The following is a 23,524-nucleotide window of genomic DNA, read 5'->3' as shown; positions in this document are numbered from 1 at the left end:
CCATCGTCAGCCGATGGCGAGCTCGCGCAGGGCTGTGACCGCATCCTCGATGAGTTCCTGCTGCGGGTGGCCCGGATCGCTGATCGCGTGGATGAAGCGGATCGGTTCGGGCGCCGCCAGCCGGATGATGGCCACCCCGGGAGGCAGGGGTTCGACACCGAGCCGCGGGAGGATCGTCAGACCCAAACCCCGACTGACCATGTGCAGGGCCGTGGCGAAGCTGTGAGCCTCGTGCTTGAAGTGCACCGCCACCCCTGCACGTGCGCAGGCGTCGAAGAGGATCGTCCGACACGGACCGTCTCCGGTGTCGTTGTCGATCCAAGGATGATTCTCCAGCTCGTCGAGGCTGACCTCCGGACGTGAGGCCAGGGGGTGATCGTCGGGCACTGCGACCACATACGGGTCTTCCGAGAGGAAGTGGCTCTCCACCTGCGATGGGAACACGGGATCCTCGGAATCTGCAATCACGACCTGGACATCGGAGTGGAATTCGTTCCAGGGACCCTCTGCCAGGTTGAGCTGCACGGCGACATCGGGATGGCGGTTCTCGAGGTAGGACACGAGTTCGGGCATCCACTGGGTGCCGGCCGTGCCGAAGTACCCGATCGACAGGCGTCCGATCCGATTCTCATGCAGGTCGGAGATGCGTTGGCCCAATCGTCCTGAGCTCTCGAGCACGGAGTCGACGTCGGACATGATCGCCGAACCGGTGTCGGTCAGGCACAGGCCGCGTCCCTGTCGCTGAAACAGAATCAGACCGGTCTCCTGTTCGAGAATCTTGAGGTGATGGCTGACCGCAGACGGTGAGAGACTGAGATGCTGTGCGGCGGACCGGACGGACCCGGTGAGTGCGACCGATTTGAACGACTTCAGGTGGGCAACGTTGTACACAATTAAACCGTACGCATATCACGGACAGTCGTGCAATAGTGTGCGCTTTTCTTTCACGATCATGCGACGAATAATCGTTCTTATGAACAGATCAGCCCTCAGCCCTCGAGTTGCGAGTCCGAATCCTCGCCAGATGACAGCGCCCCGCGTCCTGCCCTGGATCGCTGCCCTGCTCACCATGACGTTCTGGGCGTCATCATTCGTCGTCATCCGCGATGCCGGCGAGTTCTTCTCACCCGGTCCGATGGCGCTGCTGCGCGGCGCGTCCGCGGCCGTGGTGCTCTCCGTGTGGATGCTCTTCCGCCGCCCCCGATTCCCCTCCGGCAAGGTCGTCTGGCTGATTCTCGTTCTGTGGGGAGTCGCCTGGTTCTCTGCCTACGTCGTCGTCCTCAACGCCGCGGAACGGTCGATCGATGCCGGTACCGCCTCGATGATCGTCAATATCGCACCGCTGATCATCGCCGTCTTCGCCGGCCTCGTCTTCGGAGAAGGGCTGCCGAAGCGCCTACTCATCGGAATCATCGTCTCCCTGCTCGGAATCGGGCTGATCACGGCCGCCAGCTTCACCGGCTTCTTCACCGTCGGCGGTCTCGTCCTCAGCCTCGTCGCCGCAGTGCTCTACGCCGCCTGCGTGCTGCTGCAGAAGCACTTCCTGTCCGGAGAGGACTCGGTGACCGTGACCTGGATGGGAATCCTCATCGGCGCACTCGTCAGTCTCGTCTTCGCCCCTGGCCTCATCGACGAGGTGGCCACGGCACCCATCGAGATGACGCTGCAGATCCTCTACCTGGGGGTCGTACCGACCGCTATCGCCTTCAACTTCTGGGGATATGCGCTGAAATCTCTGCCGGCAGGTCTGCTCAGCTCTTCGAGTCTCCTCGTCCCCGCGATCGTCGTCGTGATGGCCTGGATCGTTCTCGGAGAGGTCCCGCCTCCGCTGGCCGCAGTGGGCGGTGTGCTCTGCCTGACCGGGGCGGCTGCCGCGATCGGGCCCCAGATCATCGGAGCTCTGCGGCGGTCGCCGGATCAGGCCAGTAAGGTCTGAGAGTTCAGTCAGGCAGAGTCTGAAGGCTCGGTCGAGCTGGGTGAAAGCTCGGTCGAGCTGGGTCTGAGGGCTCAGCCCTCGGCTTTGCCCTGGCGCCAGTAGCCCATGAACGCGATCTGCTTGCGGTCGACCCCGACTTCCTGGACGAGGTAGCGGCGCAGACGCTTGACCGGTCCGGCCTCTCCGGCGATCCACGCATAGAAGGGGCGGGCGTCCTTGTCCGTGGCACTCGAACTGCCCTGAGCCGCCTCGGTGAGGGACACGGGAACATCCCAGAGGATCTCTTCGTCGATGTTGACATCGTCGAGCTCCCGGACCTGACCACCCGGCCCGCCGGCCGAACCCGCCGCTCCGGCACCGACGGGGACCCGGGTCTCCGAACGCACCGCCTCGCGGACGGCAGGTTCGAGCAGCTGACCGAAGTCGGCCTCCCCGCGCGGCAGCCATTCGATCTCGAAGCCGGTGGGCGCGGCGATATCGATGATGTCCTCGGCGCTCGGGACCTCGAGAACGGCCTTGCCCTGCGCCCGGCTGTCCCTGAGTGAATCGAGGATCGAGGCGATGGCGGGCACAGCGGTCTCGTCGCCGGCGAGCAGGATCTGGTGGGCATCTCCTGGAGCGAACTCGATCCCGGCGCACGGAGTCTCCGAAGCACGGGAGGGGCCGATGATATGGAGGCGGTGGCCCACCTCGGCGGCCTCGGCCCACTCGGCAGCCGGGCCGGAGCGACCATGCTCATCGGTGTGGAGGACCATGTCGATGACGAGTCTGCGCTCGGCATCGTCCCATTCGCGCACGGTGTAGGTGCGCATCGCGCCGCGCACCTCGGGGCTGACCTGCAGCCAGGCCTGGTACCAGGACGCTCCAGCGGCTTCCTGCTCGGTGAGGAATGCCGGCAGATCGAACTGCGGCGCAGCGGCACGCTGAGGAGGGATGACGAGTTTGATCCGCAGATCGCGAGGGTGGGTGTTCGGGCCGAATTCCCCGAGTCCCGCACCCCCGAAAGTCACCCGACGGAAGGACGGGCTGAGGTCTTCGACGGCGAGGACCTCTGCTTCGAAGGCACCGATGGGGGCTCGTGACACTGATTCTCCTTCGCATCCCCAGGACCATGCGGCCGTGAGGGCGTCCCCGCGGGGACGCGTTGTGTTCGTGTGTGCAGCTGTCGTGGATATGTCAACATCCGCAACGCTACTCTACTCTAATTTAGTAAGGCTAGCCTTTCCAAATAGTGCTACGGTGGTCCCGGCGTCACTACAGGCGCACCAGTTCCGTCCCTGCGGGGACGCCCACCGAAAGGCTCTCGATGCGTCGTCGTCAGCTCCTTGCCCTGTCCGTTCTGGCCCCGTTCGCCCTCGTCGGCTGCCGCGGCGAAGCCGATGGCGATGCGGGTGACGGCGCTTCTGGCACTGCGGGCAGCGTCCCGAACTTCACGTATTCGCCCGAAGGCTATGACGGGCTGACGATCGAACTCGACCGTCCGGCGAAGCGCATCGCCGCGGACTTCTATTCGGCAGCCGGTCTCGCGCAGTACGGAATCACGCCGGTCGCTGTCTTCGGGTTCGGACAGAACGAGTCTCCGGGGAAGTCCTTCGACTCGGAAGGAGTCGAGGTCGTTGGCACCGATATGGAACTCGATATCGAGGCCCTCGCGGTTGCCGAGCCGGACATCCTCGTCGCCTACGGCAATGAGGCCGGCGACGGGTGGACATGGTGGGACGAGAAGGTGAAAGGCCAGGTCAGCGAGCTCGTGCCGTTCGTCCCGGTCAAACTCGGCGGACAGGGCCCCGATGCGATGTTCGCTCAGTACGCGGCCATCGCCGAGGCGCTGGGCAAGGACACAGAGACCGGCGCCATCGCGGACAAGCGGAAGGCCTTCGACGACGCTCGGGCACGCATCCGCGGCGTGGCGAAGAAGCAGGACCAGCTGACAGTGCTGCTGGCGAATTTCACCGCGGAGATCAACTACACCTCGAACTCCTTGGGCATCGCCGAGATGCTCAACGAGGACGGGCTCACCCTCGCCGGCCCCGATGCCACGGGAGAGAGCAGTTGGGCAGAAGTCTCCTGGGAGAAGATGTCGGACTACCCGGCCGACGTTGTCCTCGTCCACGACGCCTCGACCGACTACGAGGACAACCCGGTGTACAAGAGCCTGCCCGCTGTCGAGGAGGACCAGCTCGGCACCTGGGACGACAAGCGGGCCTACACCTATGACGGCTATGCGAAATGGCTGAACGAACTCGCCGACGTCCTCGAATCCGCGAAGAAGATCGTCAAGAGCTGAGGCCCGCACCCCGCTGGGCTACGATCGGTGCATGACCGACCTGACTGACGAACTCGGCACCGACGAGATCATCCGGTCCCTGGCCTCGGGTGCCCCGACCACGTGGCTCCGCTCCACCGGCACCGAGGCGGCCCTGCCCGACCTCGGCGACGTGATGAATTCCGCGGCGGCCCGGTTCGACCGCTTCGCCCCCTGGTTCGCAGAGACCTTCCCGGAGACGGCGACCGTTCCGGCCGAGCTCGCATCGGCGTTTCCTGACGTCAGCGGCGGAATGATCGAATCGGCGCTGGTTCCGGCGCCTGCGGCGCAGCATCGCCTCGATGGTCTGTTCGGAGCCGAGCCGGGCGGACGGCTGTGGCTCAAACGCGACGACTCCCTGCCGGTGAGCGGTTCGATCAAGGCCCGCGGCGGCTTCCACGAGGTGCTCGAATTCGCCGAGGCGGTCGCCGCCGAGCACGGACTCGACGCTCTTGATCCCGCCACCTATTCGAATCGTGAGTTTCGTGCGATCGCCGCGAACCACCGCATCGTCGTCGGTTCGACGGGCAACCTCGGGCTGTCGATCGGGATCCTGAGCGCTCGCCTCGGCTTCGCCGCCTCGGTGCATATGTCAGCCGACGCCAGGGAATGGAAGAAGACGAAGCTGCGCGACCACGGGGTCGACGTCATCGAACACGCCGGCGACTTCGTCGAAGCCGTCGAAGCCGGCCGGGCCTCGGCGGAAGCCGCCGAGAACACGCATTTCGTCGACGACGAGGACTCGGTGAGCCTCTTCGCCGGATATTCGGTGGCTGCCCTGCGGCTGGAGCGCCAGTTCGCGGCCGCAGGTGTGACCATCGACGAGCAGAATCCGCTTACCGTCTATCTGCCGTGCGGAATCGGAGGCGGACCCGGGGGAGTGACCTTCGGGCTCAAGCGGGTCTTCGGCACTGCCGTGCGCTGCATCTTCGTCGAACCCAGCCAGGCACCGGCGATGTTCCTCGGCGTGCGCACCGGTCGGCACAGCGGCATCTCCGTTCAGGACATCGGGCTGTCCGGAGCCACCGCGGCCGACGGGCTGGCGGTCGCCCGCCCCTCACGCTTCATCGGGCCGACGATCGGGCCGCTCATCTCCGGTTTCGCCGCGGTCCCCGACGAGGTCATCCGCGCGGGAGTCGGGGTGCTCCACGAGACCGAAGGCTTCGATGTCGAACCCTCCGCGACCGCCGGGCTGACCATTCCGTGGCGGATGGGCGACGCGGCGGCTCGGTCCGCGACCGGCGTCCACCTCGTGTGGCTCACCGGTGGGGCGATGGTCCCCGGCGATGAACGCGCCGCCTATGTCGACCACGGACTGGGGCTCGTCGAACGGATCAGCAGCCCCGCCTCGGCGATCTTCGTCGACTGAACGGCGTGGCCCGGCTGCGGTCGGGCCACGCTGCCTCGGTCACCAGTCCCAGGGGTCGTCGTTGACGGTGATGACGATCTTGCCGTCGACGATCTCGGCCGTGCCGTTGAGGTCGAAGGTCACGGTGTCATCGAAGGGTTCGGACTCGTCGAACATGTCGTAGCTGCCGGTCACGAGCGCCTCACCGGAGGTCTCGGAGGAGATCAGCCACGCCGGACCGCCATTCGGACCGGTCGCATCCTCGGGGTTCGAATACTGGTCGGCACCCATGGAGTCATCGGCGACGGTCACCGTCGGATACGATGAGATCGACCAGGTGAGGCCGGTGGCGTCATAGCTGTCGGCCAGCGAGGACCCGAACGGGCACCCGTCGGGCTGGGCGACCGTCTTCTTCGCGCAGCTGTCGATGAGGGTCTTGACCTGCTTGTCGACCTCGCTGCGGAACGCGTCCGAGGGGTGGGCAGCGAGCAGCGGTGTGTCCTCACCCTCCATGTTCGCGTCATCGCCGAGGAAGGCCCGCACCTCGACCGCGTCTGCGGTGATGAGATCGGACTTCTCGGCCAGGTCGATCGTGTAGAGACCGGGGAAGGCCGGCAGGGACAGTGTCGACCCGTCGCTGTCGACGTCGATCCCGTTGACCTTGACCTTCTTGAGGCCGGGAGTATCGACGGTGAGAGTGAGCAGGTCGGGACTCTTGAGCGCCCAGTCGTCGAAGAACAGTGCCTTCTTTCCGGCTCTGTGCAGGGTCAGCGTGCTGTTGCCCTTGGAGCCTCCGACGTCGTAGGTGACTGCGACCGTCGCCGTGTCTCCGGAGATCTCGGCATCCTCGACGGTGACATCGTCGGGCAGTGCCTTGGAGCCGCCGAGGACATCGTTGGTCAAAAGGGTCCGTGACTCCTGAGGAACGTCGACGTCGGCGACCTCGAGGGCACCCTCGGCGTCACCATCGGAGAGCTCCGAGAAGTACTTCTCCACCGTCGCCTCGGGACCGAACATGTGCCCGTTGAGCTGGGTGACGACGATGAGTGCGGCCACGAGGAGGAGGACGGCGCCACCGGCGACGACCGATACGAGCGTCGTCTTCTTCTTGTCGAAGGGTTTGGCCGGGCCCGCGTACGGCTGCGCGGCGTACATTCCCTGCGGAGCCGAGTACGACTGCTGCCCGGCTGAGCCCTGCGGCGTCGAATGGGCCGGCTGGTCGGCGACACCCTGCGGGTAGGCATAAGGCTGCTGGTCGGATGGAGTCGGATGCTGCTGCGGGCCGACCGGGGCGGAGAACTGCCGTGGGCCCTGCGGCGCACCAGCCGGTTGGGCGCCAGGCTGGCTCTGCGACTGGCCATGCGAGCCGAACGCGTCCGGCGATGCGGGCGGACCCTGATGACCGCCGGGCCCCTGTGGTCCGAACCCGCCAGGGCCGTGTGGTCCGACTTCGCCGGGGGCGGGAGCGACCGGCGGTGGCGTCGGGGCGGCGGCTCGAGCCAGATCGGGATGAATGAACGCGAACTGCGGTTCGCTCATGCCCAGGTATGGTCCCCAGTGCGGGTGCACGGTCCGTCCGGCGGCGATCCGTGCCACTGCCGGGAAGGTGAGGGCGAGTCGCGGGCCGAGGGTGCGCGAGAGCACCTCGATGATCCCGCCCCAGAGGGCGAAGATGAGGAACGTCCAGGCCAGGGGGCCGATCCCCGCACGGGCCGCACCGGAACCGCCGAAGAACATGGCCGCCTCGGCGGATCCGGACATCGACAGGTTCGCGGGGATGGCCAGCAGCGACAGCAGGCCCCAGACGAGGCAGAACGCCACCGGCAGCTTCCACGCGGTCGACCACTGCTGCTTGTCCTGCTCGATCACGGTCCAAGCCGGACGCCGGGTGACGGTGGCGACGATCGTTGCGACCAGCACGGCGGCTACGACGACGAGCAGTCCCAGCCACAGCAGCCCGGGAGCCTCACGGCTGAACATGGTGAGGCTCTCGGAGAAGGTGTCCGAATAGGCGCCCAGATCGCCCTGTGCGGTGGCGCTGATTCCGCCGAGGTGGGTCAGCGAGGTGAGGATGAGGCCCATGTTGACGAACGTCAGCGGCACCAGCTGGCCCGGCATCTCGACGGACAGCGGCAGGACGAACAGCGCGACGATCGAGAACACACCCACGCTGAGGGCGAGGTGGATCCAGGTCACCAGCAGAGGCGGAACAGCCCAGCGCAGGAATGGTGCACCGATCGCCTCGGTGCCTTTGAAATGCCCGGCGACACGACCGGCGATGCTCGTGAAGAGGATGACGAGCAGCGGCAGGAAGAACGATCGGACGGTGACCGCCGAGAAGGTGAAGGTGAACGATCCTTCCTCTTCGAAGGCGGAAGCGCGGGCGGCGAAGATGACCTGGAGGAGGAAGAGCACGAGCGTCATCGCCAGGGTCGCGACCCCGATGCGGATCCACGTGGACACCCGGTTGGGTGCGGGGGAGCGGCGTTCGCTCAATTTCGTCATCCACCACAGCAGACCCACGGTGACGATGGTGACAACCAGGGGTGCGCCGGTCGTGAAGATGCCCAGTTGGGCGTTGAAGCTGTCAGGGGCGTTGATGTCCAAGCGCAGCGCCGCCGAACCGAACAGCGACAGAGCCATGAGGATGAACGGCAGGGCGTAGTTGAGGCTGTCGAGGTTGAGGCCGGTCTCCTCGGTCAGGGAGTCGAACTCCGACATCGACGTGAGGATGACTGTGAGGATGATGGAGACGATGATGCCGCCGAGGAGGGCGATCCCCGGCGGGATCAGCGCCGTTTTCCAGGTCGCTCCCTTCGCCAGCGCCGAGGCGAATTTCGACTTCGGGGCAATCGCCGGGTAACTCGGTGGTGCGGGGTAGGGCACAGTACCGGATTGGTCGGGACCTAGCTGGTGAGGGCTTTGCTGGTGAGGGACCTGCTGATAGGGCACCTGCTGGTAGGAGTCTTGCTGGTACGGGGCGACGGTCTGCTCGGTGGTGGGCGTGCCGTCTTCCGGGGGCGCCCAGCGAGCGGTCTCCTCGGTGGCCTCATCATCCTGAGCTGCAGGATCATCCGAAGTCTCGGCGGCGTCCGGAACCTCGTCTTCGGGGCTCTCCTGGTCCTCGGCGGTCTGATCCTTCGGATCCTCGGTGGCGGTCGGTTTCGTCTCGTCGGATTCGTCGTGCATAGCCAGTCCTCAAGTGCAGTTGCCCGACAGCTCCGCAATGTAATTCAAATCGAAACAATCAACGGAGCAGATCAAGCATGTGTAGTTCACAACTTATATTAGGCTGTTAACGCAAGAGAAGTTCCATATTGGGACTTTTTCTGAGATACGGCGTGATCGATCTGGAGTTACGGATGAGTACGAACCCTCCCGGGCGCGGGGATGAGAACGAATGGGACGTCAACGACCGGTCGGGAAGCCAATGGTCCTCGCAGCCCGGATCCCAGCCGGGACCCCCGCCGAGTCCGCAGTCAGGACCTCAGTCGGGCAACGGGTGGGGCACGCCTCCGCCGCCTCATCAGTCTCCTCAGCCGCAGCGCCCCTATATCCAGACCCCGCACTCGCAGAGCGGCCCGTCTCACCGCAACGGTCAGCCTCCTCAACAGCAGAGTGGACCCGCCCAGGCTCAGGGTGCACAAACCTACCCGGCCGGTGGCCAAGCACCTGTCGCAGGAATGCCTCCGCAGCCCGCACGTCAGCAGCCCTACGGCTACGGTCCGGGAGCGTATCAGCAGGCCGGACCGCCCGCGCAGAAGAAGCGCGGCGGAATGATTGCCCTCTTCGCCGTCATCGTGATCGTTCTCGGCGTGGGCATCGGATGGGGAGCGGCGAAATTCTTCTCGAGGGACTCCGAGGACCCGGCCTCCGTCGCCTCCACCGATGAGCCGACGAACGCCGCCAGCGATGACGGTTCGGCTGCGGCCAGCAATTCACCCGAACCCACCGAGACCGAATCGGCTCTACCCGACGACCCGAAGAAGGCACTCAAGCAGCTCGCCGACTCCGACGGACAGACAGCGAAGAGCGAACTCAACGGCAAATGGGTTCCGCAGCTGAGTTCGAAGAAGGTCGGCCTCGAGGCCGAGGGAAAGACCTGGGACGAAGAAGCGATCCTCGAGGAATTCGAAGGGCTGCGCGAGGAGTTCCCCCGCGTGAAGCTCATCTGGTCCGGCGATTTCAGCAGCTTCAAAGAGGACAACTTCTGGGTCACCGTCGTCGGCATCGGCTACGACGACCCCGATGATGCTCTGTCCTGGTGTTCATCGCATGGCCTCGGCCCCGACAGCTGCTACGCCAAACAGCTCAACACCTCCGGCGGCCACGAAGGAACGACTCGCCTGCAGGACTGAGAACCTCCACCGAGGCGGGTCCGGTCACACCCGCAACCGGCGGCTGAATGATGTGCCGTCGGGCCGGCTCAGGCGTGGGCGCGCCGCCGGTTGTTCACCGCGAACACCGCAATGCCGATGACGAGCCAGATCGCGCCGATGACCAGGGCCAACGGATTCGCGCTGACGAGCACTGCGATGAGCAGACCGGCGCCGATGACCGGAATGACGCCGTGGTTGAACCAGTTCGGAGGTTCGTTGCCCTGCTTCTTCACGAGGAAGTATCCGACCACCGAAGCCTGAAGGAAGATGAACGCCGTCAGCGCCCCGACGTTGACGATCGAGGTCAGCTGGTCGAGACCATCGGCACGGGTCGCCGCCCACCCGGCCACGATGACATTGCCGCCGGCGGCCACGAGGATTCCCTTCCACGGCACACCCGTCTTCGGGGCCACCTCGGAGAGGAATCTCGGCACCTGACGGGACCGTCCCATGTCCATGAGGATGCGGGAACCGGCGGCCTGACCGATCATCGCGGAGAACGCCGCGCCCACGGCCTTGGCGAAGGCGAGCAGCCAGTGCAGCCACGGGCCGAGAGTCGAGTCGACGGCACTGTAGTAGGCGGCTCCCTCGAGCGCGGGATCGGCCTGCAGGTCCGCTGGAGTCAACGGTGAGAGCAGACTGCCCACCCAGGTCTGCGCGACGAAGAAGACACCTGCGAGCACGAGGCAGATCAGCGTGGCACGGCCGACGATCCGCGGCCCGCCCTTGGCCTCCTCGGAGAATGTCGCGAGCGAATCGAAGCCGAGATAGGACAGGACAGCCACGGACACGGCGGCGAGAACCGCGGTCACGGAGAACGCATCGACCCCGGACAGCGGCGTCAGCCATCCCCGCGTCGGCCCGTGTTGGACGAGGTAGGCGATGCCGAGGACAAGGACCAGGGCGAGGACGGCCACCTCGGCGAGGACGACCCCGGTGATCACGCGGGAGGCGACCTTGACCCCGGCGAGGTTGAGACCGGTGGTGAGGGTGACGGCGACGGCCACGAACACCCAGACGGGCAGCGCAGGGAAGATCGAGTTCAGGGCGATCCCGGTGAACAGATAGGCGACGGAGGGGATGAAGAGATAGTCGAGGAGGATCATCCATCCGGCGACGAAGCCGGCCGGTTTTCCGATTCCCGCCGAGGCGTAGGCGAACACCGTGCCTGCGCGGGGGACCTCCCGCGACATGCGCATATAGCTGATCGCGGTGAAGGCCATGACGATCGTCGCGACGATGTAGACGAGTGCCACGGCCCCGCCCGAGCGGGCATCGAGGGTGCCGAACACGCCGACTGCGGCCGCGGGACCGATGAAGACGAGTCCGAAGAAGACGAGCTCGCTCAGACCGATCGTCCGTTTGAGCGTCCCACCTCGCGCCGAGGCGGCCGTGCCCTCGGGTGTGGAAGTCTGAGATTCGTTGTCGGACCGGTTGGACCGATCGTCGGAGGTCATATCGTCCATCGTGGTGCCCGTCTTTCGAAGTGTGTGCTTCAACTCTACGCGCAGGTCATGGCGTGGTTTCGAGTCCCCGATAGGATCGGAAGAGACGAAGGAGACCCGGATGACGCATCACCCGCAGATGATCCAGCCCGGAGGGTTCCCGCCGGGAGGTGTGCCTGCGAAGAAACCGTCCGTGGTGCCGGGAATCCTCCTCATCATCGCCGGAGTCCTCGGCCTCGGGGTGGGACTGTGCATCCTCGTCATCCCGATGTTCCTGTTCCTCCTCGGCGGCGGTGGCAACGTCGACGCCTTCGACGATTTCGCCTCCGGCTTCTTCATCACCGGTTTCGTTGTGGCCGTGGTTTCCGTTCTGGTGCTCATCTCCGGGATCGTCCTCACCACCGTCGTCGCGAGAAAGCGGCGTCGAATGCGACCGCAGGTCTGGGTGGTCAGGCCCCCTGGTGGGCCGCCGTTTCAGCAGATTCCCGGAGGACCTCCAACGCCGAGGCGATGATCGGCTGAGCGCCCGAACCGCGGCGGATGCCGGAGAGGATCTTCCGCGACGGCACCGGATCACCGCGCAGCGGCACACGCACCACATCGAAGCCGTCCGGCAGACGTGCCAGACGAGGAATGAGCGCGACCCCGAGCCCCGCCGAGACCAACGACGCCCCTGTCTCCCACTCCCGTGACTGATGAGCCTGTTCCGGTTGGAAGCCGGCAGCCGCACACGCGGTGCGCACCAGGCGGTGATAGGGCGAACCCGACCGGTCGAGGATCCAGGGCTCCTCGGCGGCCTCGCTCAGTGCCACCGTCGACTTCTCCGCGAGACGGTGTCCGACGGGAACCAGCAGATCGAGGCGATCGCTGAACAGCGCCGACTGCTCGAAGCGGGGATCGCTGCGCGGCGGCAGCGGGTCGGTGGCCACGACCACGGCGACGTCGGCATGGTCGGAGATGAGAAGGTCGAAGCACTCCTCGGGGTCGGCTTCGATGATCGTGACCTCGGCGCCCGGGAATCGTTCCATCACCGTCAGGGCTGTCGGTGGAAGCAGGGCGGCCGCGGCAGTGGAGAAGCCGCACAGGCGCAGCCGTCTGGTGCGCGGATCTCGGCCGGTGCCGAGGCCGTCGAGCTCGCCCCGGATCTCCTCCCACCTGGTGAAGAGCTCCTGAGAGCGTTCGAGGAGGAGCTGACCGGCGCGAGTGAGGACGAGTCCGCGACCGCGCGGTTCGACGACGCGCACACCGAGATCTTTCGACAGGCCTCTGAGCTGGTGCGATACGGCTGAAGGGGTGTATCCGAGGCGGTGTGCCGCCTCGGTGAGGGTGCCGACTTCGGCAAGGACCCGAAGGACGTGGAGACGCGGATCGATCATGCAATAGTATTGCACGTTTCGGATGAAGAAGATTCGCTTTTCTTCAGCAGACCTCTGGCGGACACTGGGGGCAGGAGCACGAACTCCACGGTCGCGGTCGGCGAAGGGGCCGACATCAGTCGCGGCCGAGACACGACGAGGTGGTGGACGAATTGACTCTGGCACCAGAGCAGAAGCGGACCGATTCCAGCACGAGCGGACCCGCCGGGTCAGGTGCGGCTGCCGGAACGGGCGGGCACGGCAGGACCGATATCGACCGGCTCATCGACGAACGTGTGCCCGGCTATTCGCTGGCGGCGCCGTTCTACATCAGCCCGGAGTTCTTCGCGCGTGATATCGAGGCGATCTTCGCCTCGACCTGGATCTTCGTTGCCTCTGCTGCCGAAGTGCCCGAGCCCGGTGACTATCTCACGGTCGACATCGGCGCCTACTCCGTCATCGTCATCCGCGATGACGACGATGAGATTCGGGCGCACCACAATGTCTGCCGTCACCGGGGCACTCGCTTGCTCAACGACCTGTCTGGATCGGTGGGCAACATCGTGTGCGGCTACCACCAGTGGACCTACACCCCTGCCGGAGAGCTCATCTCTGCAGGCGTTCAAGCTCCCGGCTTCGACCGGAGCTGCTTCTCCCTGCGCTCGGTGAACCTCCGCGTCATCGGCGGACTCATCTTCATCTGCCTCAGCCCGACTCCGCCCGATGACATCGGCGAGGTGGCCGAGGTCATCGAGCCCTACCTGACAGGGCATGACATCGCCGGTACGAAGGTGGCCGCGCAGAGTGACCTCATCGAGGACTCGAACTGGAAACTCGTCATGGAGAACAACCGTGAGTGCTACCACTGCGAGGCCGGGCACCCGGAGTTGACGTGCACGTTCTTCCCCACCTACGGCTATGAACCCGACGAGATTCCCAAACGCCTGCAGCCGGCCTACCAGCGCTACCTCGACGCCGAGGATCAGCTGCATGCCGACTGTGACCGCAACGGCCTGCCCTATGCACTCGTCGAGGAGCTGAGCGGACGGCCCACCGGATTCCGGATCGAACGAGCCGCTCTCGACGGAAAGGGCGAGTCGTACACGATGGACGGATCGGCCGCCTCGGCGAAATTGTTGGGCGATCTTGACACCTTCGTTCTGGGTCGGGCCTCGCTGCACGTGCAGCCGAATATGTGGTTCCACGCGATGGGTGACCACGTGGTGACGTTCAGCCTGCTGCCGTTGGCCGAGGACAAGACGCTGGTGCGCACGACCTGGCTCGTCCACGCCGATGCGGAAGAAGGCGTCGACTACGACCTCGACAATCTCACGACGGTGTGGCTCAAGACGAACGAACAGGACGCGACCTTCTGTGAACGCGGGCACCTGGGAATCTCGTCGCCGGCGTACGTGCCGGGCCCCTACGCACCTACCGAATCGCAGGTCGATGACTTCGTCACCTGGTACATCGAACGGCTCAAGGCCCATCGAGAACAGCGAACCGTGCTGTTGGAAGGTGCTGATCGGCGATGAGGTACCGTCATTCGACATTCGCCCAGGCTGCATCCGCGCCTGTGGGCAAGGCGACGTTCCGAGTGCCCACTCGCGGCAGGCGACCTGGACTCGCGGCCGCCGCCCCGCCGGTCTTCGATCAGGCAGTCGAGCCCGCGCTCGCCGCGCCGGTCGAGCGGATGCCCGCTGAATCGGCTGGCCCCATGTTCACCGAACTTCAGCTCGATCCCGAACTGCTCACCGGTCCCGTCGAGGTCACCGGCATCGCCCAGGTGACCCACGATGTGAAGACCTTCGAGCTGCGGGCGGGATGGATGACCGCCGTCGACTTCGCGCCGGGCCAGTACGTGACGATGCGCATCCCCGAGCTCGGCCTCGAGCGCTGCTACTCGATCTCCTCGGCGCCCTTCGGTACGAACATCTTCACCATCACGGTCAAGCGCGTGGCCGGGGGAGTGGTATCGACCCATCTGCACGACAACGTGCGGGTCGGCGACCAGCTGCACGTGGACGGGCCGTACGGGCTGTTCAGCACGAGCTTCCATCAGGCCGAACGGCACCTCTTCCTCTCCGCCGGCTCCGGAATCACTCCGATCATGTCGATGGTGCGCAGTCTGCTGGCCAGACAGGGAGGGCTCGGCACCGACATCGTCTTCGTCCACAGCGCCTCGACGCCGCTCGACATCATCTTCCGCGCTGAGCTCGAACAGCTCGCTGAGGTCGCCGGAGTCAGCGTCACCATCCTGTGCTCCCGGGATTCCGAGGCCGAGACCTGGGCAGGTCGCAGGGGTCGGATCGATGCGCCCACCCTCGCCGAGGTGGTCCCCGACGCGGCTGACCGCGAAACCTTCGTGTGCGGGCCGGGTCCGTATATGGACGCGGTACGGCCCCTGCTCGCCGAGGCGGGGGTGGCGTCGGCGCGAATGCATGAGGAGTCGTTCGTCTTCGCCACTTCACCTGCCGACCGTTTGGCCAAGGCCGGAGCGAGAGCCAAAGCTGCCGGAGCCGGCGTCGTCGGCGGCACTGGAGTGAGCCACGCCGTCGAGTTCGCTGTCTCCGGGCGGGTTGTCGACTGTGATGAGTCCACGACCGTGCTCGACTCTGCTCTGGACGCTGGACTGTCCGTGCCCTCTTCCTGCTCGGAAGGCGCGTGTGGAACCTGCAAGTCCGTGCTCATCAGCGGGGAAGTCGAGATGAAGCATGTGGGAGGAATCCGGCCGAAGGAGATCGCTGCGGGCAAGTTCCTGCCCTGCTGCTCGACCCCGCTGACCGACCTCGTCATCGACAGGTGAGCTGCCTGCTCAGTGCTTGAGCTTCGTCTCCTTCAGCCCATAGGTGCCGAGGACGTAGGGTTCGAAGCCGACGACATCCCGGCTCATTCCGTACAGTGCCCGCTGGTAGGCGATCGGTACGATCGGGGCGTCGTCGGCGACCTGCTGCTGGATCTGGGCGTAGAGCTCGTTCTGCATCTTCGGGTCCTCTTCGGCCACGGCCTGCTCGGCCCATTTCTCCACATCGGAGTTGGCATATCCCGAACGCACTCCCGAGTCGTCGGTGACGGCGAGGAAGTTGATCATCTGCGAAGTGTCAGAAACGTCGGAGGTCGCATAGCTGACCTGAACTTGGAAGTCGCCGTTCGTGCGGTTCGTCGTCAGAGTCGCGTCGTCGAGCTTTTGGACGTGAACGGTCAGGCCGATGTCCTGCCACGCCTGCTGGGCGATCTGCGCCAGCAGCTCACGATCAGCGACACCCGAGGGAATCTGAATGGTGATGTCGATACCGTCTGGATGATCAGACTCCTTGACCAGCTGTTTGGCCTTCTCCATGTCGAACTGGCTGCTGTCGACCTTGTCCGAATGACCGGCGAGACCCGGTGAGATGAACGAAGTCGCGGGCTCGGCATAACCGGCGTAGACCACCTCGACGATGGACTTGCGATCGACCGCATATGACATGGCACGTCGCAGCTTGGGATCGTCGAGCCCCTTCTCCTTGTTGTTGATGTTGAAATAGAGGATCTTCGTCGAGGTGAAAGCCCGGGCATTGATGTCCTGTGAGCGCGAGAGCTGACTCATGCTCAGCGGTGCCGGTTCCTGATTGATATCGGCCTGACCTCCCTGCAGCTGCAGGCGACGAGTATTGTCATCGGCAACGACGTTGAAGGTCACGGAATCCAGTGAGGGCGCCCCGTCCTCCCAGTAGTCCGGATTCTTCACCAGTTCGAGGCTCTGTCCTTTATTCCAATTGCCGACCTCGAACGGCCCAGTGCCGTCTGCGTGCGCTGCCATGTACTCGGCGTCGTGTCCGCCGAAGTCGTCAGGGTAGATCGATGCGGCGAACAGTGCCATATAGCTGGGCAGGGGACCCCACGGCTGCTTCAGATCAATGCGCACCGTGTGATCATCGACCTTCTTCACGTCTTTGATCGGGTCGAACTCTGCTGCCCAGAGATTGTTCTCATCCTCCTGATCCCGCGCATAGTTCAGCGAGAAGACGACATCGTCGGCGTCGAGGGTCTTGCCGCTGTGGAATTGCACTCCCTCGCGCAGGTGGAAGGTCCAGGACATCTTGTCCTTCGATTCCTCCCAATCGGTTGCCAGACCCGGTTCGACCCCGGACCCGTCGGGTTTGTTGAGTGTGAGAGTCTCGTAGACCTGCTGCAGCGTCCAGATATCCTCATTCTGGGTCGTTGTCGGTGGCAGCAGAGTTGTAGCATCCGCGGCACGAGCGAAGACGAGGTCGCCCCCGGGCCGGGCGGTCTTCTCTCCGCCAGAACCGCACCCTGCGAGGACCAGGAGGCAGGCGCAGAGCGCGGCAGTCACCGCTGTGAATCTCTTGGCCGTCACCTTTCTCCTCCTCGGATCCGATCGAGGTAGGCGCTGTCGAAAGTCGGGATCGCCTTCAGCAGCGTCTTCGTGTAGTCGTCGCGCGGTGACGCGAAGATCTCCTCGGTGGTGTTCTCTTCGACGAGACGGCCGTTGTGGATGACGTAGATCCGCTCGCACAGCTTCCTGACGACCGCCAGGTCATGGGAGATGAAGAGGATCGACAGGTCGAGTTCCTCGCGCAGTCGGGCGAAGAGTGCGACGATCTCTGCCTGAACACTGACGTCGAGGGCGGAGACGGCCTCATCGGCGACGATGATGCTGGGCTCGACGGCCAGCGCTCGGGCGATCGCCACCCGCTGCCTCTGGCCGCCCGACATGGCGGTCGGGGTGCGCTCGAGAAACTCCTCGGGCAGCCGCACCATCTCCATGAGCTCCGCGCATCTGGCCCGCAGGGCGGCACCGGAGGCGAGACGATGGTGGCGGATCACCTCGGCGAGGGTCGCTCGCACCGTGTAGCGGGGGTCGAGGGAGGCGAAAGGGTCCTGGAAGACCATCTGCACGATCCGCCACTGTGCGCTCGTGCGTTTCTGTGCGAACTCCCGACCGTCGACGCTGACCTTTCCGTCGTATTCGCGTTGGAGTCCGCAGATGACTCGGGACAGGGTCGATTTTCCCGAACCCGATTCGCCGACAAGTCCGACGATCTCTCCCGGACGGACATGCAGGTCGGCGGAATCCACAGCGGTGAAGGCGCGGTCACCACGTCCGAAGGTGACGGTGACGTTCTCGGCGCGCAGGCCGCGCGCCGGCGCAGTCTGAGTCTCGGTCATCGTGTCTCCTCGGCAGGGCCCGCATCGTCAACGCCCTCATCGATGCGCGGAGTCGCTGTCAGCAGTCGACGCGTGTACTCCTCCTGGGGATCGTCGAAGACCTCCTGCAGCACACCGTGTTCGACGATCTGCCCGTCCTTCATCACACTGATCGACGAGCACAGCTGAGCGACGACCGCGAGGTCATGGGTGACATAGAGCAGACCGAGGCCCTCGTCCTGCTGCATGGTGCGGAAGAGATCGAGCACCTGCGCCTGAATCGTCACGTCGAGCGCAGTCGTCGGTTCGTCACAGAGCAGCACCTGCGGCTCCTGCGCCAACGCCGCCGCGATCATCACACGCTGACGCATTCCACCCGAGAGTTGGAACGGGTAGTGCCTGGCTCTGCGGTCGGGGTCGGTGATGCCGACACGGTCCATGAGCTCAACGGCGAGGTCGTGAGCCTGCTTCTTCGACAGTCCTCTGCGCTCGGCGATGGCATCGGTGATCTGCCGGCCGACCTTCATCACCGGGTTGAGTGCGATGGCCGGTTCTTGGAACACCATCGAGATGCCGGTGCCGCGGATGCGCTGATCGAATCGTCCGCCCGGACCGGATGTGAGGATATTGCGACCGTCGAACCGGATCTCTCCGTCGACGACGGAGGCGCCGGGCGGGAGCATTCCGAGAATGCTGCGCAGCGTCATCGACTTGCCCGATCCCGATTCGCCGACGAGACCCATCGGCTCACCGGCCTCGAGGCTGATCGACACGTTGTCGAGGATCCGGCGCCGTCCGGCCTCTCCGTCGACGTCGACGGTGAGGGAGTCCACTTCGAGGATGGGCATGATCACCTCTTCGGCTTCAGTGTGTTCGTCAACCCGTCGCCGATGAGCGCCAGCGCGAATGACACGATGACGACGGCGAACCCCGGCCACAGGATGAGGCCGTAGTTGCCGGTGCCCATGTACTGCTGGCCGTCGTTCATCATCTGACCCCAGTCGGCGGTCGGTGGGACGATGCCCATGCCGAAGTAGCTGAGGGTGACGACGACGCCGATGTTGAGCACGATGTCACTCATCGCATAGATGACGCCCTGGCTGACGGTGTTCGGAATGATGTGGCGGGTGAGGATCCGGGGAGTGCTCAGACCCGAGGCACGGCAGGCGGAGATGAACTCCTGCTCTCTGAGCACGAGCACCTCGCCGCGGACTATGCGGGCGTATGCCACCCAGGACACGGCGCTGATGGCGACGAAGATGCTGCCCATTCCGTTGCCCATGACGAAGACGAGCACGATGACCAGGACGTAGAAGGGGAAGGCCGAGACGATATCGGCCAGACGCATGATGACGATGTCGACCCAGCGGCCGAAGTACCCGGCCAGCGAACCGAGGATCGTGCCGAGGATGAAGGGCACGATGACGGCGACGACGGCGACGATGAGGTCGACGCGACCGCCGTGAAGGAAGCGGGAGAGGACGTCTCGCCCGAGCTGATCGGTGCCCAACGGGTGCGCGATCGAAGACGGGGCGAAGGTATTGAGCAGGTCCTGCCGATTGGGGTCGCCGGTGACGAAGAGCGGTCCGATGGCGAGCAGCAGGACCATCGCACCGAGGATGACCGCGCCGATCCACAGCTGCAGATTGTGCCGTCGCAGGAACGCCGGCAGGGGAAGCGTGAATCGCGCGGTCGGCGTCGCTCGGGACGCGGTGCCACCGCGAGTCCGCGGCGGCTTTCCGCCGGCGCCGCCGGCGCCTGTGTCGGCAGGTGATGAGGTTATCGGTTCGGTCATCAGGCCCCCAGCCGCACGCGTGGATCGACGAGGCTGTAGACGACGTCGGTGAGCAGATAGACGAGGACGACGAGGACACCGAAGATCACGGTCAGAGCCTGCACGACGTCGTAGTCGCGGGCGAGGACCGCTTCCATGAGGAGTGAGCCGACTCCGGGGATCGCGAAGACGTTCTCGACGACGAGCGCACCGCCGACAAGGTGGCCGACCTGGATGCCGAGGATCGAAACACCCGTGATTCCGGCGTTGCGGAAGGCATAGTCGATGACAGTCCGCTTCCTGCTCAGCCCCTTCGACAGAGCGAAGTTCGTGTACTCGGCTGACATCGAATCGTTCAGTGCCGCCGTGAGGCTGCGGATGAGGACGGGGCAGATCGTCAGTGCGACAGCGAGGCCGGGCAGGACGAGGGAATAGAGGTGCTCACCGAAGTTGCTGCCGTAGCCGCCGACGGGGAAGATGCCCAGGTTCACACCGAGGACGAGGATCAGCAGGGTGCCGACGAAGAACGCCGGCATGCCTTGGACGGTGGCGGCGAAGACCCTCGACACGATCGCCGAGGCGGCTGATCGCTTCGCGGCCACCCATAGGGAGAGCGGGACGGAGATGACGACGGCGAACACCAGAGACACGAGCATGAGCAGCAAAGTGGCCGGCATCCGCAGCGTCAGCAGCTCGAGGACTGAGGTCTGGAAGATGAACGACTGCCCGAAGTCACCGACGAGGAGGCCTGCGAGGAACTGGAGGTATTGGATGATCATCGGTTCGTCGAGACCCCAGGCCTGACGAAGCTGAGCAACATTCTCCGGTGTGGCTTTGTCGCCGAGATATGCGGCGGCCGGATCGCCGGGTGCCAGTTTCATGAGGATGAAGGACAGCGTGGCGACACCGAGGACGATCGGAATCATCAGCAGCACACGCCGGAGGATGTACTTGCCCACACCCACCCCTTCGCAGTGTGACCGGGATTACACTTGTCATTCTATTCGCAACAGATCTTGTCGTTGCGATGCGGGAATCGGCGTGTCGACCTCTATGCAGCGGCGATGGCGGAGACGATCGTCTGGATCTGCGGAATGAGCTCCTCGAGGGTGCGGCCCTGCCTGTTCAGCCACTGATCGAGCTGCGCGGCGGACAGGACTGCCATGACCGCCTCGGCGCGGGTCCGGACCGGATCGGACGGATTCGCATCCGACGCCTCGGGAGCCGTGGCCGTCCACATCTCGGCGATGAGGATCTCCACGTGGCGTCGCCAGAAGGGGTAGCTCTGCCGGTCGAACCGGCCTTTCGGCGAGCTGCTCTCGGTGAGGAGGACGAGGTCGAGGTTGCCGGCGATGTGCCGCAGGTACGCATCGACGAAAGCGGTGAGGCGCTCGCCCCCTGGAGCACCCGGGCCCAGAGGAGGAGGGCCCTGGAGCATGCGGGAGTGCATGTCCCGGACCCGGTCGTCGAGCAGAGCCGAGGCAATCCCAGGTTTGTCGGTGAAGTTGCGGTAGAGAGTGCCCTTGCCGACCCCCGCTCGCCGGGCCAGCTCATCCATCGTCAGCCCGTCCACTCCCTTGTCGGCCAGGAGGTCGGTCGCGGCATCGAGGATCTTCCGACGATTGCGCTGCGCATCGGCGCGCAGAGGAGCCTGCGCGGGAACCAGCGGGAGAAATTTCCCGTTCCCTCTTCCATAATCGGACTGCGGTCCGTTAATGTCGTCCATATACGGACTATAGTCCGGATCGGAATCGACTTCGAGGAGGCAGCAATGACATCGATCATCGTCAACGAACACGGGGGACCCGAAAAGTACGAGGTCACCGACGACTCACCAGCGGGTGCTGCTGCGCCGGCCGATGGTCAGCTGCAGGTCGGCCTGAGTCTGGCCGGGGTGAATTTCCTCGACGTCGTCCAGCGCCGCGGAGGAACACCGGTCACGGCACCGTTCGCCCCGGGAGTCGAAGGGGTCGGCACGGTCACCGCCGTGGGTGCCGGAGTCGACGGCTTCTCCGTCGGCGAACGCGTCGGCTGGATGACCGGTGGACAGGGCAGCTTCTCATCCACTGCCCTCGTCAGGACGGACAAAGCCGTTCCACTGCCGGACGATATCGATGACGAGACCGCGGTTGCCGCTCTCATGCAGGGCATCACCGCCCACTACCTGACCACGAGCACCTTCCCCATCTCGGCCGGCGACGTCGTGGTCATCCACGCCGCGGCCGGCGGGCTCGGGCAGATGCTCACGCAGATCGCCGCGGCCAAGGGAGCCACCGTGATCGGCACGACCTCGACCGAAGAGAAGGCCGAGATCGCCCGAGCCAATGGCGCCGCCCACGTCTTCGGCTACGACGACTTCGCTGAGAAGGTCCGGGAGGTCTCAGACGGAGAAGGAGCCTCGGTGATCTTCGATGGCGTCGGCGCGACGACCTTCGAGGGCGACCTCAAGGCCCTGCGCACTCGCGGGACCCTCGTCGTAGTCGGCAATGCCAGCGGCCCCGTTCCCGCCGTCGACGTCAACACCCTCAGCGCCTCCGGCTCCCTCTTCCTCACCCGACCGACCGTCGTCGACCACGTCAGAACGCCTGAGGAGCTGCGCTCGCGCACCGACGAGATCTTCGAATGGATCCGCAGCGGAGACCTCACCGTTCACATCGGGGACCGATTCCCCCTCACCGAGGTGGCCGCCGCCTTCACAGCGCTCGAATCCCGGGCGACGACCGGAAAGATCATCCTCGAACACTGATCGAGGAGGAGCAGAGACTCACCGCAGCACGAACCCGGGCACGAGATCATCGAGCGGGTCGACCTCGAACGTCGAGGTGGCCACCCGGTGGGCGCTGCCGGTGACGACCGGGATGACGCCGTCGGCGGTCTCTTCGAGCACTCGCGCCCGGAATCGAGTGCCGACGATCGACTCATGGACGAGCGTCCGCCCCGGGCGAAGCTCACCGGCGGCGTGCAGAGCGGCGACTCGAGCCGCCGTTCCCGATCCGCACGGCGATCGGTCGACCTGACCGTCGGCGAAGACCGTGACATTGCGCTGATGCAGTTCGCCGCTCGGCAGAGTGCCGAACCGGTCGACGAAGATCGTGCCGTAGACACCGGAGAGCCTGTCATCCTCGGGGTGAACGGTGTCCGGATGATCGGCGAGACCCGCCTTGACCTCCCTGCCCAAGGCGATGAGCCCGGTGAGATTCTCGGGCACGACTTCACGACTCAGCTCACCGAGGCGGCCCACCTCGCCGGCCTGAGAGGAACCGGCGGCAGCACCCAACTGAGCGACGTCGACGAGCGCATAGATCGCCCCGCCCCATGCGAGGTCGACCGCCACCGGGCCCAGGCTCGTCTCCACTGTGAGTCCCGAGGCGACGAGCCGGCTGGGCACGTTGACGAAGTCCACCGAGGTGGCCCGCCCCTGCGCGTCGGTGTGCACCTGCGCGCGCACCCGCCCCGAGGGCACGTCGATCATGACCTCCGTGGTCCCGGACGGGTCGACGGCGACGATCCCGGCTGACACCGCCCATGCGCCGAGCGCCATCGTCCCGTGGCCGCAGGCCGTGGAGAAGCCGTCCTTGTGCCAGAACAGCACCCCGAATTCGGCCCCGTCGTCATCGGGTTCGGTGATGAAACCGCCGTACATGTCCGCATGACCGCGCGGCTCGAAGCACAGCAGCCTGCGCAGATCATCGGCCGCCGACCCGGGTACAGCCAGTTCCCGTCGTTCTGCCACACTGCGACCGGGTATCTCGAGCGGGGGTTCGGCGACGATCCGGAACGGTTCGCCGGCGGTATGGAAGTCGACACTCGTGCAGGTCGTCGTCACAGTCT

20 protein-coding genes are annotated in these 23,524 nt (G+C 65.3%); 8 read left to right on the top strand and 12 right to left on the bottom strand.

Features of this window, described 5'->3' with window-relative positions:
* Window positions 1–6 precede the first annotated feature (6 nt).
* On the bottom strand, window positions 7–891 hold the full coding sequence (locus D3I60_RS10725; protein ID WP_262776233.1) for a LysR family transcriptional regulator: 885 nt from the start codon (window positions 889–891) through the stop codon (window positions 7–9).
* Window positions 892–1,024: 133 nt separating this feature from the next.
* Between D3I60_RS10725 and D3I60_RS10720 the strand changes: the two genes are divergently transcribed.
* The gene (locus D3I60_RS10720) at window positions 1,025–1,936 is read left to right on the top strand and encodes a DMT family transporter (protein ID WP_262776232.1); all 912 of its coding nucleotides are present in this window, start codon (window positions 1,025–1,027) and stop codon (window positions 1,934–1,936) included.
* A 71-nt stretch (window positions 1,937–2,007) separates the two neighbouring features.
* Here the strand turns inward: D3I60_RS10720 and D3I60_RS10715 are convergent, their stop codons facing one another.
* Complete coding sequence (locus D3I60_RS10715) at window positions 2,008–3,021, bottom strand: siderophore-interacting protein (RefSeq protein ID WP_262776230.1); 1,014 nt, start codon at window positions 3,019–3,021, stop codon at window positions 2,008–2,010.
* 221 nt (window positions 3,022–3,242) lie between these two features.
* Between D3I60_RS10715 and D3I60_RS10710 the strand changes: the two genes are divergently transcribed.
* Both D3I60_RS10710 and D3I60_RS10705 read left to right on the top strand, forming a co-directional pair.
* Window positions 3,243–4,223 carry an ABC transporter substrate-binding protein gene (locus tag D3I60_RS10710; protein ID WP_262776229.1) on the top strand — a complete coding sequence of 327 codons (981 nt, stop codon included), beginning with the start codon at window positions 3,243–3,245 and terminating at the stop codon, window positions 4,221–4,223.
* 31 nt (window positions 4,224–4,254) lie between these two features.
* Entirely contained in the window at window positions 4,255–5,610 is a 1,356-nt protein-coding gene (locus D3I60_RS10705) for a D-serine ammonia-lyase (RefSeq protein WP_262776227.1), read from the top strand.
* A gap of 39 nt (window positions 5,611–5,649) precedes the next feature.
* Here D3I60_RS10705 and D3I60_RS10700 read toward each other — a convergent pair whose 3' ends face one another.
* On the bottom strand, window positions 5,650–8,778 hold the full coding sequence (locus tag D3I60_RS10700; protein WP_262776225.1) for a hypothetical protein: 3,129 nt from the start codon (window positions 8,776–8,778) through the stop codon (window positions 5,650–5,652).
* Between the two features lie 173 nt (window positions 8,779–8,951).
* Here D3I60_RS10700 and D3I60_RS10695 point away from each other — a divergent pair, with 173 nt between their 5' ends.
* Entirely contained in the window at window positions 8,952–9,947 is a 996-nt protein-coding gene (locus D3I60_RS10695) for a hypothetical protein (protein ID WP_262776223.1), read from the top strand.
* A 68-nt stretch (window positions 9,948–10,015) separates the two neighbouring features.
* On the opposite strand, the gene D3I60_RS10690 is transcribed toward D3I60_RS10695, so the two are convergent.
* Complete coding sequence (locus D3I60_RS10690) at window positions 10,016–11,425, bottom strand: APC family permease (protein ID WP_262776222.1); 1,410 nt, start codon at window positions 11,423–11,425, stop codon at window positions 10,016–10,018.
* A 109-nt stretch (window positions 11,426–11,534) separates the two neighbouring features.
* On the opposite strand from D3I60_RS10690, the gene D3I60_RS10685 reads away from it, so the two are divergent.
* Entirely contained in the window at window positions 11,535–11,927 is a 393-nt protein-coding gene (locus tag D3I60_RS10685; protein WP_262776221.1) for a hypothetical protein, read from the top strand.
* Here D3I60_RS10685 and D3I60_RS10680 read toward each other — a convergent pair.
* A complete protein-coding gene (locus D3I60_RS10680) occupies window positions 11,863–12,789 on the bottom strand; it encodes a LysR family transcriptional regulator (protein WP_262776219.1) in 927 nt (308 codons plus the stop codon). The genes D3I60_RS10685 and D3I60_RS10680 overlap by 65 nt on opposite strands.
* A gap of 152 nt (window positions 12,790–12,941) precedes the next feature.
* On the opposite strand from D3I60_RS10680, the gene D3I60_RS10675 reads away from it, so the two are divergent.
* A complete protein-coding gene (locus D3I60_RS10675) occupies window positions 12,942–14,303 on the top strand; it encodes an aromatic ring-hydroxylating oxygenase subunit alpha (RefSeq protein WP_276584537.1) in 1,362 nt (453 codons plus the stop codon).
* Window positions 14,300–15,574 carry a hybrid-cluster NAD(P)-dependent oxidoreductase gene (locus D3I60_RS10670; protein WP_262776217.1) on the top strand — a complete coding sequence of 425 codons (1,275 nt, stop codon included), beginning with the start codon at window positions 14,300–14,302 and terminating at the stop codon, window positions 15,572–15,574. The genes D3I60_RS10675 and D3I60_RS10670 overlap by 4 nt, the downstream gene beginning before the upstream one ends.
* Before the next feature lie 9 nt (window positions 15,575–15,583).
* Here the strand turns inward: D3I60_RS10670 and D3I60_RS10665 are convergent, their stop codons facing one another.
* The 6 genes from D3I60_RS10665 to D3I60_RS10640 all read right to left on the bottom strand — a co-directional run bounded on the left by D3I60_RS10665 (window position 15,584) and on the right by D3I60_RS10640 (window position 21,419).
* Window positions 15,584–17,128: an ABC transporter substrate-binding protein gene (locus tag D3I60_RS10665; RefSeq protein ID WP_262776215.1), complete on the bottom strand. Its 1,545-nt coding sequence runs from the start codon at window positions 17,126–17,128 to the stop codon at window positions 15,584–15,586.
* Window positions 17,125–17,940: an ABC transporter ATP-binding protein gene (locus D3I60_RS10660; protein WP_262776214.1), complete on the bottom strand. Its 816-nt coding sequence runs from the start codon at window positions 17,938–17,940 to the stop codon at window positions 17,125–17,127. The genes D3I60_RS10665 and D3I60_RS10660 overlap by 4 nt, the downstream gene beginning before the upstream one ends.
* Window positions 17,937–18,767 (bottom strand): ABC transporter ATP-binding protein, encoded by an 831-nt coding sequence (locus tag D3I60_RS10655; protein ID WP_262776213.1) that lies wholly within the window; start codon window positions 18,765–18,767, stop codon window positions 17,937–17,939. The genes D3I60_RS10660 and D3I60_RS10655 overlap by 4 nt, the downstream gene beginning before the upstream one ends.
* A gap of 2 nt (window positions 18,768–18,769) precedes the next feature.
* On the bottom strand, window positions 18,770–19,714 hold the full coding sequence (locus D3I60_RS10650; RefSeq protein ID WP_262776211.1) for an ABC transporter permease: 945 nt from the start codon (window positions 19,712–19,714) through the stop codon (window positions 18,770–18,772).
* Window positions 19,714–20,652, bottom strand: coding sequence for an ABC transporter permease (locus D3I60_RS10645; protein ID WP_262776210.1), 939 nt, complete (start codon window positions 20,650–20,652; stop codon window positions 19,714–19,716). Before D3I60_RS10645 ends, D3I60_RS10650 begins: the two co-directional genes overlap by 1 nt.
* Window positions 20,653–20,744: 92 nt before the next feature.
* Window positions 20,745–21,419, bottom strand: coding sequence for a TetR/AcrR family transcriptional regulator (locus D3I60_RS10640; protein ID WP_262776209.1), 675 nt, complete (start codon window positions 21,417–21,419; stop codon window positions 20,745–20,747).
* A 45-nt stretch (window positions 21,420–21,464) separates the two neighbouring features.
* Here D3I60_RS10640 and D3I60_RS10635 point away from each other — a divergent pair, with 45 nt between their 5' ends.
* Window positions 21,465–22,439 (top strand): quinone oxidoreductase family protein, encoded by a 975-nt coding sequence (locus D3I60_RS10635; RefSeq protein ID WP_262776208.1) that lies wholly within the window; start codon window positions 21,465–21,467, stop codon window positions 22,437–22,439.
* Between the two features lie 18 nt (window positions 22,440–22,457).
* Here the strand turns inward: D3I60_RS10635 and D3I60_RS10630 are convergent, their stop codons facing one another.
* On the bottom strand, window positions 22,458–23,519 hold the full coding sequence (locus D3I60_RS10630) for a proline racemase family protein (protein WP_262776207.1): 1,062 nt from the start codon (window positions 23,517–23,519) through the stop codon (window positions 22,458–22,460).
* Window positions 23,520–23,524: the final 5 nt, after the last annotated feature.

Origin of the sequence: Brevibacterium permense (assembly GCF_025506275.1) — a bacterium.
In the GTDB taxonomy this organism is placed as follows: Bacteria; Actinomycetota; Actinomycetes; order Actinomycetales; family Brevibacteriaceae; genus Brevibacterium; species Brevibacterium permense_A.
The sequence above is the reverse complement of the archived record's forward strand: the minus strand, read 5'-3'. Positions and strand labels throughout refer to the sequence as shown.